Origin of the sequence: Bilifractor porci (assembly GCF_009696005.1) — a bacterium.
In the GTDB taxonomy this organism is placed as follows: Bacteria; Bacillota; Clostridia; order Lachnospirales; family Lachnospiraceae; genus Bilifractor; species Bilifractor porci.
In genome coordinates this window covers 70,483-85,256 of the sequence record NZ_VUMV01000008.1, presented here as the reverse complement: position 1 = coordinate 85,256, position 14,774 = coordinate 70,483, and the positions used below count along the sequence as shown (strand labels likewise).

General features: G+C 49.9%; 20 protein-coding genes and 1 pseudogene. 15 read left to right on the top strand and 6 right to left on the bottom strand.

Features of this window, described 5'->3' with window-relative positions:
• Positions 1–17 precede the first annotated feature (17 nt).
• The 9 genes and pseudogenes from FYJ60_RS10610 to FYJ60_RS12845 all read left to right on the top strand — a co-directional run bounded on the left by FYJ60_RS10610 (position 18) and on the right by FYJ60_RS12845 (position 4,524).
• Positions 18–419: a pyridoxamine 5'-phosphate oxidase family protein gene (locus tag FYJ60_RS10610; RefSeq protein ID WP_154458665.1), complete on the top strand. Its 402-nt coding sequence runs from the start codon at positions 18–20 to the stop codon at positions 417–419.
• Between the two features lie 11 nt (positions 420–430).
• Positions 431–613, top strand: coding sequence for a transcriptional regulator (locus FYJ60_RS10605; protein ID WP_154458664.1), 183 nt, complete (start codon positions 431–433; stop codon positions 611–613).
• Positions 614–691: 78 nt separating this feature from the next.
• Positions 692–1,150 (top strand): MarR family winged helix-turn-helix transcriptional regulator, encoded by a 459-nt coding sequence (locus tag FYJ60_RS10600; protein ID WP_235903395.1) that lies wholly within the window; start codon positions 692–694, stop codon positions 1,148–1,150.
• Between the two features lie 13 nt (positions 1,151–1,163).
• A pseudogene (locus FYJ60_RS12860) lies at positions 1,164–1,262 on the top strand (peroxiredoxin); the annotation flags it as partial.
• A gap of 88 nt (positions 1,263–1,350) precedes the next feature.
• Positions 1,351–2,112, top strand: coding sequence for an EFR1 family ferrodoxin (locus FYJ60_RS10590; protein ID WP_154458663.1), 762 nt, complete (start codon positions 1,351–1,353; stop codon positions 2,110–2,112).
• An 11-nt stretch (positions 2,113–2,123) separates the two neighbouring features.
• Positions 2,124–2,729 (top strand): flavin reductase family protein, encoded by a 606-nt coding sequence (locus FYJ60_RS10585; protein ID WP_154458662.1) that lies wholly within the window; start codon positions 2,124–2,126, stop codon positions 2,727–2,729.
• Entirely contained in the window at positions 2,726–3,376 is a 651-nt protein-coding gene (locus FYJ60_RS10580) for a flavodoxin family protein (protein ID WP_154458661.1), read from the top strand. Before FYJ60_RS10585 ends, FYJ60_RS10580 begins: the two co-directional genes overlap by 4 nt.
• Before the next feature lies 1 nt (position 3,377).
• A complete protein-coding gene (locus FYJ60_RS12930) occupies positions 3,378–4,319 on the top strand; it encodes an MBL fold metallo-hydrolase (RefSeq protein WP_154458660.1) in 942 nt (313 codons plus the stop codon).
• Positions 4,320–4,371: 52 nt separating this feature from the next.
• Positions 4,372–4,524 carry a rubredoxin gene (locus FYJ60_RS12845; RefSeq protein ID WP_154458659.1) on the top strand — a complete coding sequence of 51 codons (153 nt, stop codon included), beginning with the start codon at positions 4,372–4,374 and terminating at the stop codon, positions 4,522–4,524.
• Positions 4,525–4,828: 304 nt separating this feature from the next.
• Here the strand turns inward: FYJ60_RS12845 and FYJ60_RS10565 are convergent, their stop codons facing one another.
• The 4 genes from FYJ60_RS10565 to FYJ60_RS10550 form a co-directional block, all read right to left on the bottom strand.
• On the bottom strand, positions 4,829–5,047 hold the full coding sequence (locus tag FYJ60_RS10565) for a cyclophilin-like fold protein (protein ID WP_154458658.1): 219 nt from the start codon (positions 5,045–5,047) through the stop codon (positions 4,829–4,831).
• Positions 5,048–5,266: 219 nt separating this feature from the next.
• A complete protein-coding gene (locus FYJ60_RS10560) occupies positions 5,267–6,238 on the bottom strand; it encodes an alpha/beta hydrolase (protein WP_154458657.1) in 972 nt (323 codons plus the stop codon).
• A gap of 2 nt (positions 6,239–6,240) precedes the next feature.
• Positions 6,241–7,005 (bottom strand): carboxymuconolactone decarboxylase family protein, encoded by a 765-nt coding sequence (locus FYJ60_RS10555; RefSeq protein ID WP_154458656.1) that lies wholly within the window; start codon positions 7,003–7,005, stop codon positions 6,241–6,243.
• Between the two features lie 3 nt (positions 7,006–7,008).
• The gene (locus FYJ60_RS10550) at positions 7,009–7,551 is read right to left on the bottom strand and encodes a flavodoxin family protein (RefSeq protein ID WP_330579191.1); all 543 of its coding nucleotides are present in this window, start codon (positions 7,549–7,551) and stop codon (positions 7,009–7,011) included.
• Between the two features lie 103 nt (positions 7,552–7,654).
• On the opposite strand from FYJ60_RS10550, the gene FYJ60_RS10545 reads away from it, so the two are divergent.
• Both FYJ60_RS10545 and FYJ60_RS10540 read left to right on the top strand, forming a co-directional pair.
• Positions 7,655–8,092 carry a MerR family transcriptional regulator gene (locus FYJ60_RS10545; RefSeq protein ID WP_154458654.1) on the top strand — a complete coding sequence of 146 codons (438 nt, stop codon included), beginning with the start codon at positions 7,655–7,657 and terminating at the stop codon, positions 8,090–8,092.
• Between the two features lie 74 nt (positions 8,093–8,166).
• A complete protein-coding gene (locus FYJ60_RS10540) occupies positions 8,167–10,683 on the top strand; it encodes an excinuclease ABC subunit UvrA (protein WP_154458653.1) in 2,517 nt (838 codons plus the stop codon).
• Positions 10,684–11,184: 501 nt separating this feature from the next.
• On the opposite strand, the gene FYJ60_RS10535 is transcribed toward FYJ60_RS10540, so the two are convergent.
• The gene (locus FYJ60_RS10535; RefSeq protein ID WP_154458652.1) at positions 11,185–11,568 is read right to left on the bottom strand and encodes a hypothetical protein; all 384 of its coding nucleotides are present in this window, start codon (positions 11,566–11,568) and stop codon (positions 11,185–11,187) included.
• A 66-nt stretch (positions 11,569–11,634) separates the two neighbouring features.
• Complete coding sequence (locus FYJ60_RS10530) at positions 11,635–11,940, bottom strand: hypothetical protein (RefSeq protein ID WP_154458651.1); 306 nt, start codon at positions 11,938–11,940, stop codon at positions 11,635–11,637.
• A 271-nt stretch (positions 11,941–12,211) separates the two neighbouring features.
• Between FYJ60_RS10530 and FYJ60_RS10525 the strand changes: the two genes are divergently transcribed.
• The 4 genes from FYJ60_RS10525 (at position 12,212) to FYJ60_RS12675 (ending at position 14,591) form a co-directional block, all read left to right on the top strand.
• Positions 12,212–13,495 (top strand): MATE family efflux transporter, encoded by a 1,284-nt coding sequence (locus FYJ60_RS10525; protein WP_154458704.1) that lies wholly within the window; start codon positions 12,212–12,214, stop codon positions 13,493–13,495.
• A gap of 137 nt (positions 13,496–13,632) precedes the next feature.
• On the top strand, positions 13,633–13,935 hold the full coding sequence (locus tag FYJ60_RS10520) for a hypothetical protein (protein ID WP_205839069.1): 303 nt from the start codon (positions 13,633–13,635) through the stop codon (positions 13,933–13,935).
• Between the two features lie 105 nt (positions 13,936–14,040).
• Positions 14,041–14,496, top strand: coding sequence for a thioredoxin-dependent thiol peroxidase (gene bcp / locus FYJ60_RS10515; protein WP_154458650.1), 456 nt, complete (start codon positions 14,041–14,043; stop codon positions 14,494–14,496).
• The gene (locus tag FYJ60_RS12675; protein ID WP_235903394.1) at positions 14,493–14,591 is read left to right on the top strand and encodes a YaaA family protein; all 99 of its coding nucleotides are present in this window, start codon (positions 14,493–14,495) and stop codon (positions 14,589–14,591) included. Before bcp ends, FYJ60_RS12675 begins: the two co-directional genes overlap by 4 nt.
• Positions 14,592–14,774 lie beyond the last annotated feature (183 nt).

The following is a 14,774-nucleotide window of genomic DNA, read 5'->3' as shown; positions in this document are numbered from 1 at the left end:
AAGCAGGAGGCATTAGCATGAGTGGAATTGAGAGAGTTTATCAGTTTTTGGATGAGGCAAATACCTATTATCTTGCAACTGTAGAAGGTGACCAGCCGAGAGTCCGGGCATTTGGTACGGCACTTCTGTATGATGGAAAACTGTACATACAGACCGGCAAGGTAAAGCCTGTTTCAAAACAGATCGCGGCAAATCCGAAGGTTGAGATTTGCGCATTCAAAGGCGGAAAGTGGGTACGTATCGCAGGTGAACTTGTGAATGACGATAGTCATGATGTCAAAGTCGCTATGCTTGAAAAGATGCCTTCTCTGAAAGCTATGTACAGCGCGGATGATGACAATATGCAGATGCTCTACTTTAAGAGTGCCACGGCAACATTCAGCTCCTTTACGGAGGAACCGGAAACCGTCGCATTCTAAGGGGGATGGATATGAACGAGAAAGAGATCATCCTTGAGGCAATGAAGAAAGCCGGAGAGCCGTTAAATGCCGGCAAAGTCGCAGAACTGACAGGATTAGACAGGAAAGTAGTAGACAAGGCTTTCACAGCTATGAAGAAGGAAGGTTCCATCGTTTCACCGATCAGGTGCAAATGGGAGCCGGCAGAAAAGTAAAATAGTAATGACAAGGCTGACGCTGCGGCAATGCGCGCCAGCCTTTTTGCAAAGAGAAACAGACTTTGGAGTAATAGGATGGCTGATACAAAGACAATGAGGATTGATGAAGTCCCGCGCCTTGAAGATCAGTTCTGTTTCCCGCTCTATGCCTGCGCGAAAGAAGTGGTCAGGCAGTATCGAAAACCTCTTGAAGCGTTAAATCTGACCTATACCCAGTATCTTGTGATGATGGTGCTCTGGGAACACGGCGGCATGACGGAAGGACAGCTTGGCAGGAAAGTTTATCTTGATTCTGGCACGCTTGCGCCTCTCTTAAAAAGGATGGAGAGATCAGGACTGATTAACCGGATCAAGCCGGACGGAAATGTGCGAAAACTATATGTTACGCTGACGCAGGAGGGACGGGATCTGAAAGAAAAAGCAAAGAGTGTGCCGGGGGAGATCCAAAATTGTTTACCTCTGCCGCAGGAGGATCTTTTGGTGCTCCGTGAACTGTTGAACCACCTGCTTGTCAGCATGGAAAAGAATATGTAGGAGGGAACAAAGAATGTTGGAGATTGGCAGTAAAGCGCCGGAGTTTTCACTTCCGGATCAAAACGGAGAAGTACATACTCTGTCGGATTATAAAGGAAAGAAGAGATTATTGAAGCGCTTGATAATGAGATCAGGCATGGAAACCTTGATAGGATGGCAGCGATCAGAAGGAATAAGCAGACATTGTAGGAGGATGGCAGATGACGATATGCTATTTTACGGCAACAGGAAACTGCCTATATGTAGCTAAAAGGATCGGCGGTGTGCTGTTGTCCATTCCTCAGCTGATGAGGAAGGACGAAATAGAAATATCAGATGAAGCAGTAGGAATCGTCTGTCCGGTATATAACGCTGAGATGCCGATGATGGTCAGAGCGTTTATGAAGAAGGCGAAAATTGAAACGGACTATTTCTTCTTCATCTACACCTATGGCGCAGGGTTCGGAGAGGCTTATGCCCATGCGAAACTGACGGCGCAGGAAGCCGGGCTCACACTCAGTTATGTGAATGCCGTTCAGATGGTAGATAATTTTATCCCGTACTTTGATATGCAGGAGCAGATCGATACACTGCCGAAGAAGGATGTGGAAGGACAGCTTGAAATCGTTTGTGCTGATATTGCCGCCCGGAAGACTAAAGAAGTCAAGATCACGCCTATCACAAAGGCACAGATGGCGATGTACCGCAAGATGTTGGCGGACAAGTGGCTGAGGAAGGATACTGCGCTTTCGTATACCGTAAATGAAAGCTGTATTCACTGTGGTATCTGTGCGAAGGTCTGTCCTGCAAATAACATCACTGTCACAGAGGATGAAGTGAAATTCTCAGATCATTGCGAGGTGTGCTACGCCTGCCTGCATAACTGTCCGCAGAGTGCAATCCATATGAAACTGGAAGCCGGGACTACTCATTTCCGCAATGAATTTGTGACGTTGAAGGATATTATCGAAGCTAATCAGTAAGGGTGGTGGACATGGCAAAGAAAGAATTGAAACTGCATGCGGTTGTCTCTCCAACCGAGACAGTCGTTGTATCGGCCTATGATAAAGATGGGAAGGCAGATGCCTGTACACTGGCATTCTATATGGTGAGCAGTCACGTACCGCCGTGCGTGACGATTGCAATCAATGCAACACAAAGAAGAAAGACACTTGCGGATATGCTGGAAAACAATGCGTTTGTGCTTGGATTTCCAAGCATTGATCAGGTGAGAGAAGCCGATTATCTGGGCGTGGAATCAGGCTATAATTCCGACAAACTGAAAGATATCGGATTCAGCGTGAGTAATGCAAAGACTGTCCATGCTCCAATCATCAATGAGATGCTGCTGTCGCTGGAATGTGAGATCGTTCATACGGTTACTGTTGGAAGCCATATGCAGGTGACGGGTGAAGTGAAACGCATTCTGGCGGATGAATCGATCCTGAATGAGAAAGGAAGGATCGTTTTGGAGAAATTAAAACCAATCATTTATGATGAAGAGCAGATGAGATATCTTAATGTAGGTGAAGTAATTTCAGATGCTTTTAAGCCTGGGGCAGAGATGAAGAAGACACTCAGGAGAGGAGAATGCGTATGAGTAAAAGAATCGTTGCGGTCAACGCAGGACCGAGAAAAGGCTGGAACACAGACACGCTGATCAATGAAGCGATAAAGGGCGCTGAATCTGCCGGAGCAGAGGTGGAAAAGTTCGATCTTTTCAAGCTGGAAAGATATACCGGATGTATTTCCTGCTTTGGGTGTAAGAGAGAAAAGAATAAAGGTCATTGTATTTGCAGAGATGGTCTTACTCCGGTGCTCAACGCAATCCGGGAAGCGGATGGCCTGATCATCGGATCTCCGAATTATCTTGGTGAGATGACGGCATCTTTCCGGGCACTCTATGAACGACTGATCTTTCAGAACCTGACCTATAATGCTGAAACGCCATGCTGCAATCAGAATGTGCTCCCGGTACTTTTGATCATGACCAGTAATTCGCCGGATTATGGCTATCAAGCACTTTTGAATAATTACCAGCAGACAATGAGCAGGTTTGTCGGGCCAACTGAGGTTTTTGTCAGCGGCGAGACCTTACAGCTGAAGGACTATTCCGGGACGGACTGGGAATGGTCGATATTTGATCCGGAGGCAAAACGGATACGCCATGAGACGATTTTTCCGCAGGAGTGTCAGAAAGCGTATGAACTTGGATCAGCATTAACAAACAAAGCGAAGGAGGATTGAAATGGAGATCAAGGCAGTTAAATTCAGAACAGGCGGCTTTTATACGCAGCCATTTGTATTCGGTGGTGAAGAAGGAGTAGAGAAGTTCGATCCGAAGGTCAGATATCGTGGCAGTCTTCAGAATTATCTCATCGACACGGGTGATGAGGTGATTCTTGTCGATACGGGTCTTCCCGCAGGCACCCCGGAAGAGGTGCCGGAGGAGAACAGTACCCTATATACGGGAAAGGATATCTGCAGCTATATGGAGGCGTTTGCCGCTTTAGGATACAAGCCAGAACAGGTGACGAAGATTCTTCTCACACATAAGCATGGTGACCATTCCGGAGAGTTGAGATCATTTCCGAATGCGAAAATCTATGTGAATGAGGAGGAACTTACTGCGGATGAACTGCAGGGAATTGACAATGTTGTTCCCGTCAGCTTTACGGATGGGGCTTATTACAATTTCCCTGAAAGCCAGAAAATACAGGATGGCATCTATCTGATTAAGGCAAAAGGCCATACAAATGGAAACAGCCTTGTAATCGTAGAAAATGACGACCTGTTCTATATGTTTGAGGCGGATATCACATACGTGGATGAAGCCCTCTATGAAAACAAGCTCTCCGTAGTCTTTGATGACCTTTCCGCAGCCCGTGAATCGCTTGACAGAGTACGTGAGTTTGTCCGCAATCATCCGACCGTTTATATGGGAACCCATACACCGCAGGGCTATGAGAACCTGGAAGCAAAGCGTGTGATGGATCTGGATAATCCGGTGCCAACGATCTGGCCGAAGGTTGATTTTTCAAAGAAAGAAGTAACCGGTAAATATGTTTGTTCCATCTGCGGTTATGTGTATGATCCCGAGGAACATGACGGCGTAGCTTTCGAGGACCTGCCGGATGACTGGAAGTGCCCGAGATGCAAGCAGCCAAAAGAGAAGTTCAATAAGGCTTAAGAAGGAAAGCAAAATGGAAGAAAATGATAAAAAGATTCAGTGAGCTGGGGAAATGGCAGGTTTAAATGCCCGTGTGGATATATATGATCCTGAGAAGGGCGATTCGAAGCATGACATCCCGGCCGGGACGAAGATTGAGAATCTACCCGATGATTGGAAATGTCCGAGATGCAAGCGTAAAAAGGAGAAGTTCAAAGTACTCTGATTTATATAATAACGATTAACGCATCCCGACAACGTCCAGTTCGTACAATAATATCACTTTTGTAAAAAGCGAGCAATAAAATAGCTTTTCGTCAGAGCGATCATGCGATTGTTAGTGGAAGAGCAAGCACAGCAAGTGTAGCTACACTTGCGAAAAACGGCGTGGGACGATTAAGATTTACTTGCAGAGCAGCAAGCAAATCCGGTGAGTACCCACACCTGAAAAACAGAGCGTTCCGGCTGACCGTGAAACGCTCTGTTTTCATTTTTGGGAAAGTCCCAAGCCCTTATGATCAATTGTTATTTTAGCCGTTTTTTATTTCAATAACTGCTATGTCTTTGTTCAGCAACGCGGTCAGTTCATCAGTAGAAAATCCCTCAATGTGACTCAACTTGGTATAGCTCCACGAATTGGAGCCGAAGAATATGACAAGCTGATTGCCGGAATATAAAACGATATCTCCCGGCTGCGTTTCAGCCGATGGCACATCCATTGAGATAGGGTTTTCTGTTCCATCAGGCACAGGCTCTTGCGAATCTGTTTCCGGGTTTTCTTCCTTGTTTTCTTCGTCCTTTGCAGGTTAGTTCATCCGGCTCTTTCAATACTCCCGACTGTGCTGCATTATTTGATACACTCTCTGTACTGACATCGACAGCAGATGGATCTGCTTCCGGTGACTGCATGGAACAGGCTGCGAGCAAAAATACCATAACCGCCAAGAAGCAGAAACACAAAGCGCGTCTCATTTCAGGTATTCCTCAAAGAACGCTTTCAGCTTTTCAAACGGAATGACGTCCATCTGATCGTAAAGGTCGGTGTGGTTTGCGCCGGGGATAATGAGCAATTCCTTATTATCCCCGGTCAGCTTGCTGTACGCTGTCTCACTGAAATAACGTGAGTGCGCCTTTTCTCCGTGTACCAGCAGCACGGCAGAGCGAATCTCGCTGCTGTATTGCAAGATCGGCATATTCAGGAACGACAGCGAGGAGGTCACATTCCAACCGCCGTTGGAGTTCAAGCTGCGGGGATGGTAGCCTCGGGGCGTCTTATAGTAGGCGTAATAGTCCTTCACAAACTGCGGCGCATCCTCCGGCAGCGGATCAACCACACCGCCTGCCAATGCATAAGTACCACTCCTGTAATCTTCCGTGCGCTGCGTGTTCAGTGCTTTTCGCTTTTCAAAGCGTGCCTGCTCAGAATCCTCAGCATCAAAATATCCGTTGGCGGTTACACGAGTCATGTCGTACATGGTCATAGCAGCGGTAGCTTTGATGCGGGTGTCAATCGCCGCCGCATTGATCGCCATGCCGCCCCAGCCGCAGATACCGATGATACCGATGCGCTCCGGGTCTACATTCTCCTGCACGGAGAGGAAGTCTACCGCTGCGCAGAAATCCTCGGTGTTGATGTCCGGCGATGCGACATAGCGGGGCATACCGCCGCTCTCACCGGTGTAAGACGGGTCGAAGGCAATCGTCAGAAATCCAAGCTCCGCCATTTTCTGCGCATACAGGCCGGAGGACTGCTCCTTTACCGCACCGAACGGACCGCTAACGGCAATAGTGGGCAGCTTGCCCTCCGCGCCCTTCGGCGTGTACATATCCGCCGCCAGTGTGATGCCGTAGCGGTTGTGAAAGGTCACTTTTTTGTGATCCACCTTGTCACTTTTCGGGAACACCTTATCCCATTCCTGTGTCAGATTCAGTTTTTCCATATTCAGACCTCCTTGCTTGTTGCCTTAAAATATGCTGTGTTGTCCACGGCCTCCAACCATTCATTGGAGGTTTCGTCCCCCGGAACCTCTACCGCCAGATGGGAGAACCAGCTATCCGGTGCAGCGCCGTGCCAGTGCTTTACACCAACAGGAATATTTACCACACTGCCGGGGCGCAGCTCCTGTGCCGGTTTGCCCCATTCCTGATAGTAACCTCGTCCGGCCACGCAAACAAGAATCTGACCGCCACCATTTCTGGCATGATGAATGTGCCAGTTGTTGCGGCATCCTGGCTCAAAGGTCACATTGAAAATGCCAACCTGCTGCGTAGAAAGAGGTGCGAGATAGCTTTGCCCAATAAAATATTTCGCAAAGGCATCATTGGGTGCACCGATGGGGAAAACCATTTCGTTCTGATGCTTGGCTTTTGCGTCGGCGGCATCGTCCTCCGCCCACACCTCTTTTGCCATACGGAAGGCAGCCCATGCCTTTGGCCAGCCTGCATAGAATGCCGCATGTGTCAGGATTTCCGCAATTTCCGTTTTGGTTACACCGTTGTTTTTTGCTGAAATCAGATGGTACTGAAAAGACGAATCCGTCAGTCCCTGCGCCATCAATGCAACTATGGTTACAATGCTGCGATCACGCAGGGAAAGCTTGTCTCCTCGGCTCCACACCTGCCCGAACAGCACATCATCATTCAATTCCGCAAATTTGGGAGCAAATTCCCCCAGAGCCTCTCTGCCTGCCGTTTGTTTGACTGCCATAGCTCACACCTCCTTGCCCATCTGATAAGCTTGCTCCAGCGCAATATGACCTGCGATCTCTCCCACACCGTTTACGCCGCCTGTAAACACAGTGCCAACCAGCGCACAGCGGGGGAAGCAATCCACCCAGCCCTGTACGGCCTTCTCTGTACCCGCAAAGGTCTCCGGTGCGTCCTCTGCTGCCGTTGCAAGCAGATAGGCTTTCGTAAAGGCGTAGTCCGTATCGAACAGCGGGTTGGCACGGTCCAGCATAGTCTTGAGCTGACCGCTGACGCAGTAATAGTAGACAGGCGTTGCGAACACCAGCACATTTGCATCGTGCATTTTGGCGGCAATTTCCACGGCATCGTCTTGGATGACGCAGTGCCCAAGATTCAGGCAGGCGAGGCAGCCCTTGCAGAAGCCAACCTGCTTTTCCCGCAGAAACACAGTCTCTACCTGATGACCAGCTTCCTGCGCACCCTTAGCAAAGGCTGCCGCCAACGTCTCCGAATTGCCGCCCTTGCGGGGGCTTGAAGAAATAATCAATACTTTTTTACTCATCATAAAACACTCCTTGCACTCAGGTTTTTTTTGTGTTATTATCTTGATAATACCTAAACCTAACTTTAGGTCAAGAGTTTTTTGAAAAAATTTTTAGGAGCATTTTATGTACACGATTGGACAGGTGGCGGAGATGTTCGGATTACCCATCTCTACGCTGCGCTATTATGACAAGCAGGGGCTTTTCCCGAACATGGAGCGGGTATCTGGTATCCGGAAGTTTAGTGAGGCGGAGATTGAAGCACTCCGGGTCATCGAGTGTCTGAAAAAAGCCGGCATGGAGATCAAGGACATCCGGCAGTTCATGGATTGGTGCGCTGAAGGCCCATCCACCTATCCCCAACGCAAGGCCATGTTTGAGGAGCGGAAAGCCCACATGGAAGCGGAGATCATGCACATGAATCAGGCACTGGATATGCTGAAATTCAAATGTTGGTATTATGAGCAGGCAATCAAAGACGGCAGTGAGGACAGACTAAAGGCACTGCTTCCCGACCGCTTGCCGAAGGAAATCCAAAGAGCATATGAAAACGCTCATCACTAAAATAGATGAATAATTTATAGAGGCAGTAATTCTTTCTTTTGTAATTACTTCAGAAGTGACAAGAGGAGAGCGGAATGGAACATCGAACCGAAACAGACAGAGCCATCCACATGCAGCCCAGGGCGATCAAGGTCCGGGGTGCAAGGGTCCACAACTTAAAGAACATCAACGTTGACATTCCCCTGCATCAGATCACGGCGATCGCCGGGGTCTCCGGATCCGGCAAGTCCTCCCTGGCCCTGGGAGTTCTCTACGCGGAGGGGTCCCGGCGCTACCTGGAGGCCCTCTCCACTTACACAAGGCGGCGGATGACCCAGGCGGAGAAGGCACAGGTGGACGAGGTCTGGTACGTACCGGCGGCGCTTGCCCTGCACCAGCGCCCCGGCGTGCCCGGGGTGCGCAGCACCTTCGGCACATCCACCGAACTCCTCAACAGCCTGCGGCTGATGTTCTCGCGCCTTGCAAGCCACCGCTGCCCCAACGGCCACTACGTTCCGCCCACAATGAATGTGGCGGCGGAAAAGGAGATCGTCTGCCCGGTCTGCGGCGCCCACTTTTTTGGCCCCGGTGCGGAGGACCTTGCGTTCAACTCCCGGGGTGCCTGCAAGACCTGCCAGGGAACCGGCGTGGTGCGCACCGTGGATGAGTCGACCCTGGTGCCGGATGAGAGCCTCTCCATCGACGAGGGGGCGGTTCTGCCCTGGCAGACCCTCATGTGGTCCCTGATGAAGGACATCGTGCGAAAGCTCGGCGTGCGCACCGATGTCCCCTTCAAAGACCTGACCCCGAAGGAGCGGGACATCGTCTTTCACGGCCCGGCGGTCAAGACGAACATCGTCTACCAGAACCACACGACTGGTGCGGCAGGGGACATGGACTTTACCTATTTCAATGCCACCTACACGGTGGAAAACGCCCTGTCCCATGTGAAGGACGAGAAGGGCATGAAGCGGGTGGCGCGGTTTTTGAAGACCGACATCTGCCCGGACTGTCACGGGACAAGGCTCTCGGAGGAGGCGAGGGCACCGCGCCTTCGGGGCATCTCTCTGGCTGATGCCTGCAAGATGACACTGACGGAGCTCGTCTCCTGGGTGGATGGGATCCCCGCCTCCCTCCCGGAGTACCTGCGCCCGATGGCGGAGAGCATCTGCACCGCCTTTCAGGATACTGCGGCGCGGCTCCTCGATCTTGGCCTTGTCTACCTGTCTCTGGACCGGGCCGCCTCCACGCTTTCCAATGGAGAGCGGCAGAGAATGCAGCTTGCCAGGGCAGTGCGAAACCGGACCACGGGCGTCCTCTATGTCCTGGATGAGCCCTCTATCGGCCTCCATCCCGCCAACCTGGAGGGCCTCTCCGGGGTGATGGACGATCTCATCGCCGACGGCAACACGGTGGTCCTGGTGGATCACGACACCAACATCTTAAAGAAGGCGGACTGGATGGTGGAGATGGGTCCTGCCGCCGGCAAGGAGGGCGGGCAGGTCATCGCGGAGGGAACCGTGGAGGAGGTTGAAAAGAACCCGCGCTCCGTCATCGGTCCCTTTCTCGCGGGAAATACCGGGGAGCCGGTCCGGACAAGGTGCAGCAGGGAAGCGCTCTTTGAAAAGGGAGAGATCCGGCTGCAGACCCAGGCAATCCATACGGTGCAGCCCCTCACCGCGGTCTTTCCCAAGGGACGGCTCTGCGTCGTGACCGGGGTGTCGGGATCCGGAAAGACCACCCTCGTTCTGGAGAGCCTGATCCCCGCCCTGCAGAGCAGCATTAATGGGACGGCGCTTCCCGCCCACGTGGTATCGGTCGATGCGCCGGGGATCACAAGGGCCCAGCTCATTGACTCCACCCCGATCGGCATCAACGTGCGCTCCACGGTGGCAACCTATGCCAATGTTCACGACGAGCTGCGGAAGGTCTTTGCAAAGACCGAGGAGGCAAAGCGGGCCGGAATGAAGGCCGGTGCCTTCTCCTACAACACGGGGAGCCTTCGCTGCCCCACCTGCGACGGAACGGGGACCATCAGTCTGGACGTGCAGTTTCTTCCGGAAGTGGAGATCCCATGCCCCGACTGCGGGGGCACCCGGTATGGAAAGCAGGCGGGAGAGATCCACTGGACCAATTCCAGAGGACAGTCCTATACACTGCCCCAGCTGATGGCGGCCACCGTGGATGAGGCGCTGGAGGCCTGCCAGAGTCTTCCTGTGGTGCGAAAGCGCCTGCAGGTGCTGCATGACCTGGGCCTTGGCTACCTGACGCTGGGCGAGGAGACGCCAGGACTCTCCGGCGGAGAGGCGCAGCGGCTAAAGCTCGCCTCCGAGATGGGACGTCCCCAGGAGGGCTCCGTATTTGTCTTCGATGAGCCGACGATCGGCCTGCATCCCCGGGACGTGCGTACGCTTCTTACCGTGTTCCAGACCCTCCTCGACCAGGGTGCCACCGTCATCGTGATCGAGCACGACCTGGATGTCATTCACAGTGCGGACTATCTCCTGGATATGGGACCGGGAGGCGGCAAAGAGGGCGGCAGAATTGTCGCCGCAGGGACACTCGAAGAGGTCAAGGCCTGCAGGGAGAGTGTCACGGCAAGATTTCTGTAACGAACAACCTGAACAGAAAGCCAAGGATGAAAGTTTGTGATAGGACATCATTTTTTAGCCGCAGCGAAATGCTGCGGTCTTTTTTTGTTAGAGAGCTTGAAGTTATCAAATAGTTATTCTGCCAGTATTAAATTGACGCATCCTGTTTGCCAGACAATTCCGGGCAAACGGGGTGCTTTTTAGTGCGTTGCTTTATACCTGCCCTATTCTGACTCTTCTTTTCTATCGGTCTGTTATTAATATGGACTTCGCGAATCTGCAAATCTTTACAGTCACAGTAGTAAATTTCCATTACCTGTCCCTAAGATCTTATCTCTTCCCCGGCTAAACTTGTACATGTCAGGAGCCAAACAGCTCCGAATCTCCGATCCTTGAAAACTGCATATGCATTCTTCAGGTACAACCCTGTGACGGGGAGTTACATCAGCGGAAAGCGCGAGGATCATCAGAAATGACGGAAGCGCGGACCGGTCTGTAAGTCCGGATTGCTTCCGGATACAGCTATGATCCGTCCCAGCACAATGATACTTCTGTACGCAGCTCGGTGAGAACCACGGAGGGGTTAGAGTCCCATGATGCCGTTAGCAGACGGATGCCTGAATGGATTCCCGCAGGACAGAGTGCCTGCATCTTCGGGGGTGTCGGGGACAAATACGAAGAGATCATATTTGACATGAAGCCGCCATGAAACGGCTTTATCGATAGTCGGGCGGGAAGCGATTTCCCGCCCAATGCATAGAAAAACATAGCAGGACATACCCTGCATGGATTTAGCATGGAGGATTTGCATGATATCACAGCTTTCACGTGCTTGTTGACATCTTTATCATCCAGATCAACTCCGAATGCTTTTTTGTAAATCTTGGCAGTAATATCAGTTTTCATAGTTTTGCCTTCCTTAAAATATCCATAGGATAATTGAATCTACCAATCGTTCTTTCTCCTTTTCAGTCACTCATCGACTGATCCAAAGATTTTTTCGTATTCGTCACCGTTCAGATGATTCTCTGCCCATTTCTTTGCTTCATTCTCGGAAAGGGGAATGATCTTCTCACCGCCGTATCTTTCGTTGCCGTAGCTTTCAGCATAATTGCTCATTGCTCCTCCTTCACCGTGAAGGAAAAATTCTCCGGTTCTTTTGCGGTACAGTCTTTCTTCAGCATACTGGAAATCGCCATGGCCATATCCGTTCGCCCAGTCGCCGACACAATTCGCTGTGTCCGTATCATACTTCTTCCCATTGATGATTTTTTTCATAGTTTTTCTCCTTCTAAAAAATAAAAAAATAGTGCTGCGAGATTGTCTCGCAGCACTATTTTTTTAGGGGGAAAGAATTGCGAGTGGAGATTTAATATCTCCTTTCGCAGTTCATTTTAAAACTTACCCCATGCACATGCACTATAAAATGATATGATGAGAACACAAAACGAAAGCGAAAGGACCGGAGATATTGCATATCAAGGAGAAAAATTATCTTGACCTGACGAATTGCAGGATTGTGGAAGGGCTGATTTTATTCGCGCTGCCTATGATCGCCGGTGATCTCCTTCAGCAGTTCTACAATCTTACGGACACATTAATTGTTGGTAAGTTTATCGGGAGCGGTGCACTGGCTGCGGTTGGTTCGGCGTATTCCCTGATGACATTTCTTATATCTGTTTTTCTCGGCCTTTCTATGGGAGCGGGTGTCTTGTTTTCCATTGAGTTAGGTAAAGAAAATATGCATCGCCTCAGATCCGCCATTTTACATGCGTTTTTCTTGATCATGGCGATCACGGCTGTGATCAATGTCCTGCTGTTCCTTGTGACGGATCCGCTTCTTCATTTTTTAAGTGTTCCAGCGGAAATTTACAGTTACATGAAAGCATATCTTATCATCATTTTTGCAGGTCTTATGGCGACATCGCTGTATAATTTTTTCGCGTGTCTGCTGCGTTCGGTCGGCAATTCTGTAATACCGCTTGTTTTTCTGGGGGTTTCTGCATTGATGAATATCGGCCTTGACCTTCTCTTTGTACCGGTATTTCAGTGGGGGATTGAGGGGGCAGCGATTGCAACGGTGATTGCGCAGTACGTTTCCGGAATCGGCATACTGCTTTATTTTCTGACAAAATGCCGCCGCTTTATCCCCAAAGCGGAAGAAAGGCGATTTGACGCGGGTGTACTGAGGGATATTCTGGGCTTATCCTGCATGACCTGTGTCCAGCAGTCCTGCATGAATTTCGGTATTCTTCTGGTACAGCGTCTTGTGGACAGTTTTGGAACGATCACGATGGCAGCCTTCGCGGCTGGTGTAAAAATTGATACGTTTGCTTATCTTCCGGTTCAGGACTTTGGAAATGCATTTTCCATCTTTATCTCACAGAATTGCGGCGCAGGAAAGGTTGACAGGCAGCGGAAAGGATTCCGGGCAGCGACTCTGATCAGTGTGATTTTTTCCGTCTTGATATCCCTTCTTGTTGTCGTTTTTGCCGGACCTCTCATGCGGATTTTTATCAGAGCGGATGAGACAGCAGTGCTCGCATCCGGCATCCGGTATCTGCACATCGAAGGAGCCTTTTACATGGGTATCGGCTGCCTTTTTCTTCTATACGGATTTTACAGAGGAATCGGACGTCCGGGAATATCAGTCATTCTAACGGTTGTGTCATTGGGAACACGGGTAGTTCTTGCCTATCTGCTGGCTCCTGTTATCGGCGAGGCCGGGATCTGGATGGCGGTTCCGATCGGATGGTTTCTGGCAGATGTGATCGGGTATGGATGGTATTTTCTGAAAAAATCGAACTGGTTTCCATGTGCGCGGGTAATGTAAAAACTTTGGTTTGCAGACAAAAGATTCATCGGATATCTGCAATGGCTGCAGAAGAGACAACAACCGGTTTGATATGAAAGAAAAAGTCTGTGGGAAATTACGTTTTGGGAAAGAAAGAATAGAAGGGGTACCAATTCATGATTATAATGGAACCAAAGGAGCCATTATTTACGGATGAATCCGGAGCCGTACAGAGGGAGATGGCAATAAATAAACAGCAGATTACAGGTGAGGCAATTATGGACAGGTTAGGAGCCTTTGAACAAATGCTTGATGATATTTTACATCAGAATGAAAGGGAGCAGATAGAAATGAAGAAGCTGAAAGCTGCCGGAAAGGAAAAGACGGCAGCTTATCGGCAGTATCTTGGAAACCGGATGTTTTATAAAATGATTCTGGACAAATACAGGCAATACGGATTGTTAGATGAGAGAATGTAGTATGGGACGACAGAGTGTTTTTGAATATTTGTTGATGGGTATGTTCAATATGTCTATATTTGCTGGGTGGAAGGAAATGGTAAATAGATCAAGGAGAATAAAATTATGTTAGAGATCGGAACAAAAGCGCCGGAATTTACGCTTCCGGATCAGAACGGAGAGATGAAATCTTTATCAGATTATCGCGGCCAGAAGGTAATCCTGTATTTTTACCCGAAGGACATGACCGCGGGATGTACAAAGCAGGCATGTGCTTTCGGTGAACTGTATCCGCAGTTCCGGGAGAAAGGCGCAGTAGTGCTTGGAGTGAGTAAGGACAGTGTCGCATCACACAAGAAGTTTGAGGAAAAATACGGTCTGCCGTTTACGCTTCTCTCCGATCCGGAGAAAGAAGTGATTCAGGCATATGACGTCTGGAAAGAGAAGAAAAATTATGGCAAAGTCAGCATGGGCGTTGTCCGGACGACCTATCTGATTGATGAAAATGGCATTATTGTCAAGGCATTTGGCAAGGTGAAAGCGGCAGACAATCCGGCTCAGATGCTGGGAGAACTGGGATGAGAATCATCATTTCCCCGGCGAAGAAGATGCGGACAGATACAGATACTCTTGCCAGCGCAAGGCTTCCGGTGTTTCTTGAAAGACCGCAGCCCTGAAAGACTGGAGCTGCGCTCTTTCTTATGAGAAACAGAAAAATCTGTGGGCATGCAGCGATAAGATCGCGGAACAGTGTGCTGCGCAATTTGCGGAGATGGATTTGTGCAGAAACCTGACTCCGGCGCTGCTTGCTCAAAAATAATGGCGCATGGCTGTAAATGAGGGGGCAGACCTTCTCAGAA

What these genes read in the sequence shown, in the direction of transcription:
- FYJ60_RS10610 (WP_154458665.1), top strand. Translation starts at nt 18, where the DNA reads ATGAGTGGAATTGAGAGAGTTTATCAGTTTTTGGATGAGGCAAATACC.
- FYJ60_RS10605 (WP_154458664.1), top strand. Translation starts at nt 431, where the DNA reads ATGAACGAGAAAGAGATCATCCTTGAGGCAATGAAGAAAGCCGGAGAG.
- FYJ60_RS10600 (WP_235903395.1), top strand. Translation starts at nt 692, where the DNA reads ATGGCTGATACAAAGACAATGAGGATTGATGAAGTCCCGCGCCTTGAA.
- FYJ60_RS10590 (WP_154458663.1), top strand. Translation starts at nt 1,351, where the DNA reads ATGACGATATGCTATTTTACGGCAACAGGAAACTGCCTATATGTAGCT.
- FYJ60_RS10585 (WP_154458662.1), top strand. Translation starts at nt 2,124, where the DNA reads ATGGCAAAGAAAGAATTGAAACTGCATGCGGTTGTCTCTCCAACCGAG.
- FYJ60_RS10580 (WP_154458661.1), top strand. Translation starts at nt 2,726, where the DNA reads ATGAGTAAAAGAATCGTTGCGGTCAACGCAGGACCGAGAAAAGGCTGG.
- FYJ60_RS12930 (WP_154458660.1), top strand. Translation starts at nt 3,378, where the DNA reads ATGGAGATCAAGGCAGTTAAATTCAGAACAGGCGGCTTTTATACGCAG.
- FYJ60_RS12845 (WP_154458659.1), top strand. Translation starts at nt 4,372, where the DNA reads ATGGCAGGTTTAAATGCCCGTGTGGATATATATGATCCTGAGAAGGGC.
- FYJ60_RS10560 (WP_154458657.1), bottom strand. Translation starts at nt 6,238, where the DNA reads ATGGAAAAACTGAATCTGACACAGGAATGGGATAAGGTGTTCCCGAAA.
- FYJ60_RS10555 (WP_154458656.1), bottom strand. Translation starts at nt 7,005, where the DNA reads ATGGCAGTCAAACAAACGGCAGGCAGAGAGGCTCTGGGGGAATTTGCT.
- FYJ60_RS10550 (WP_330579191.1), bottom strand. Translation starts at nt 7,551, where the DNA reads ATGATGAGTAAAAAAGTATTGATTATTTCTTCAAGCCCCCGCAAGGGC.
- FYJ60_RS10545 (WP_154458654.1), top strand. Translation starts at nt 7,655, where the DNA reads ATGTACACGATTGGACAGGTGGCGGAGATGTTCGGATTACCCATCTCT.
- FYJ60_RS10540 (WP_154458653.1), top strand. Translation starts at nt 8,167, where the DNA reads ATGGAACATCGAACCGAAACAGACAGAGCCATCCACATGCAGCCCAGG.
- FYJ60_RS10535 (WP_154458652.1), bottom strand. Translation starts at nt 11,568, where the DNA reads ATGAAAACTGATATTACTGCCAAGATTTACAAAAAAGCATTCGGAGTT.
- FYJ60_RS10530 (WP_154458651.1), bottom strand. Translation starts at nt 11,940, where the DNA reads ATGAAAAAAATCATCAATGGGAAGAAGTATGATACGGACACAGCGAAT.
- FYJ60_RS10525 (WP_154458704.1), top strand. Translation starts at nt 12,212, where the DNA reads ATGATCGCCGGTGATCTCCTTCAGCAGTTCTACAATCTTACGGACACA.
- FYJ60_RS10520 (WP_205839069.1), top strand. Translation starts at nt 13,633, where the DNA reads ATGATTATAATGGAACCAAAGGAGCCATTATTTACGGATGAATCCGGA.
- bcp (WP_154458650.1), top strand. Translation starts at nt 14,041, where the DNA reads ATGTTAGAGATCGGAACAAAAGCGCCGGAATTTACGCTTCCGGATCAG.
- FYJ60_RS12675 (WP_235903394.1), top strand. Translation starts at nt 14,493, where the DNA reads ATGAGAATCATCATTTCCCCGGCGAAGAAGATGCGGACAGATACAGAT.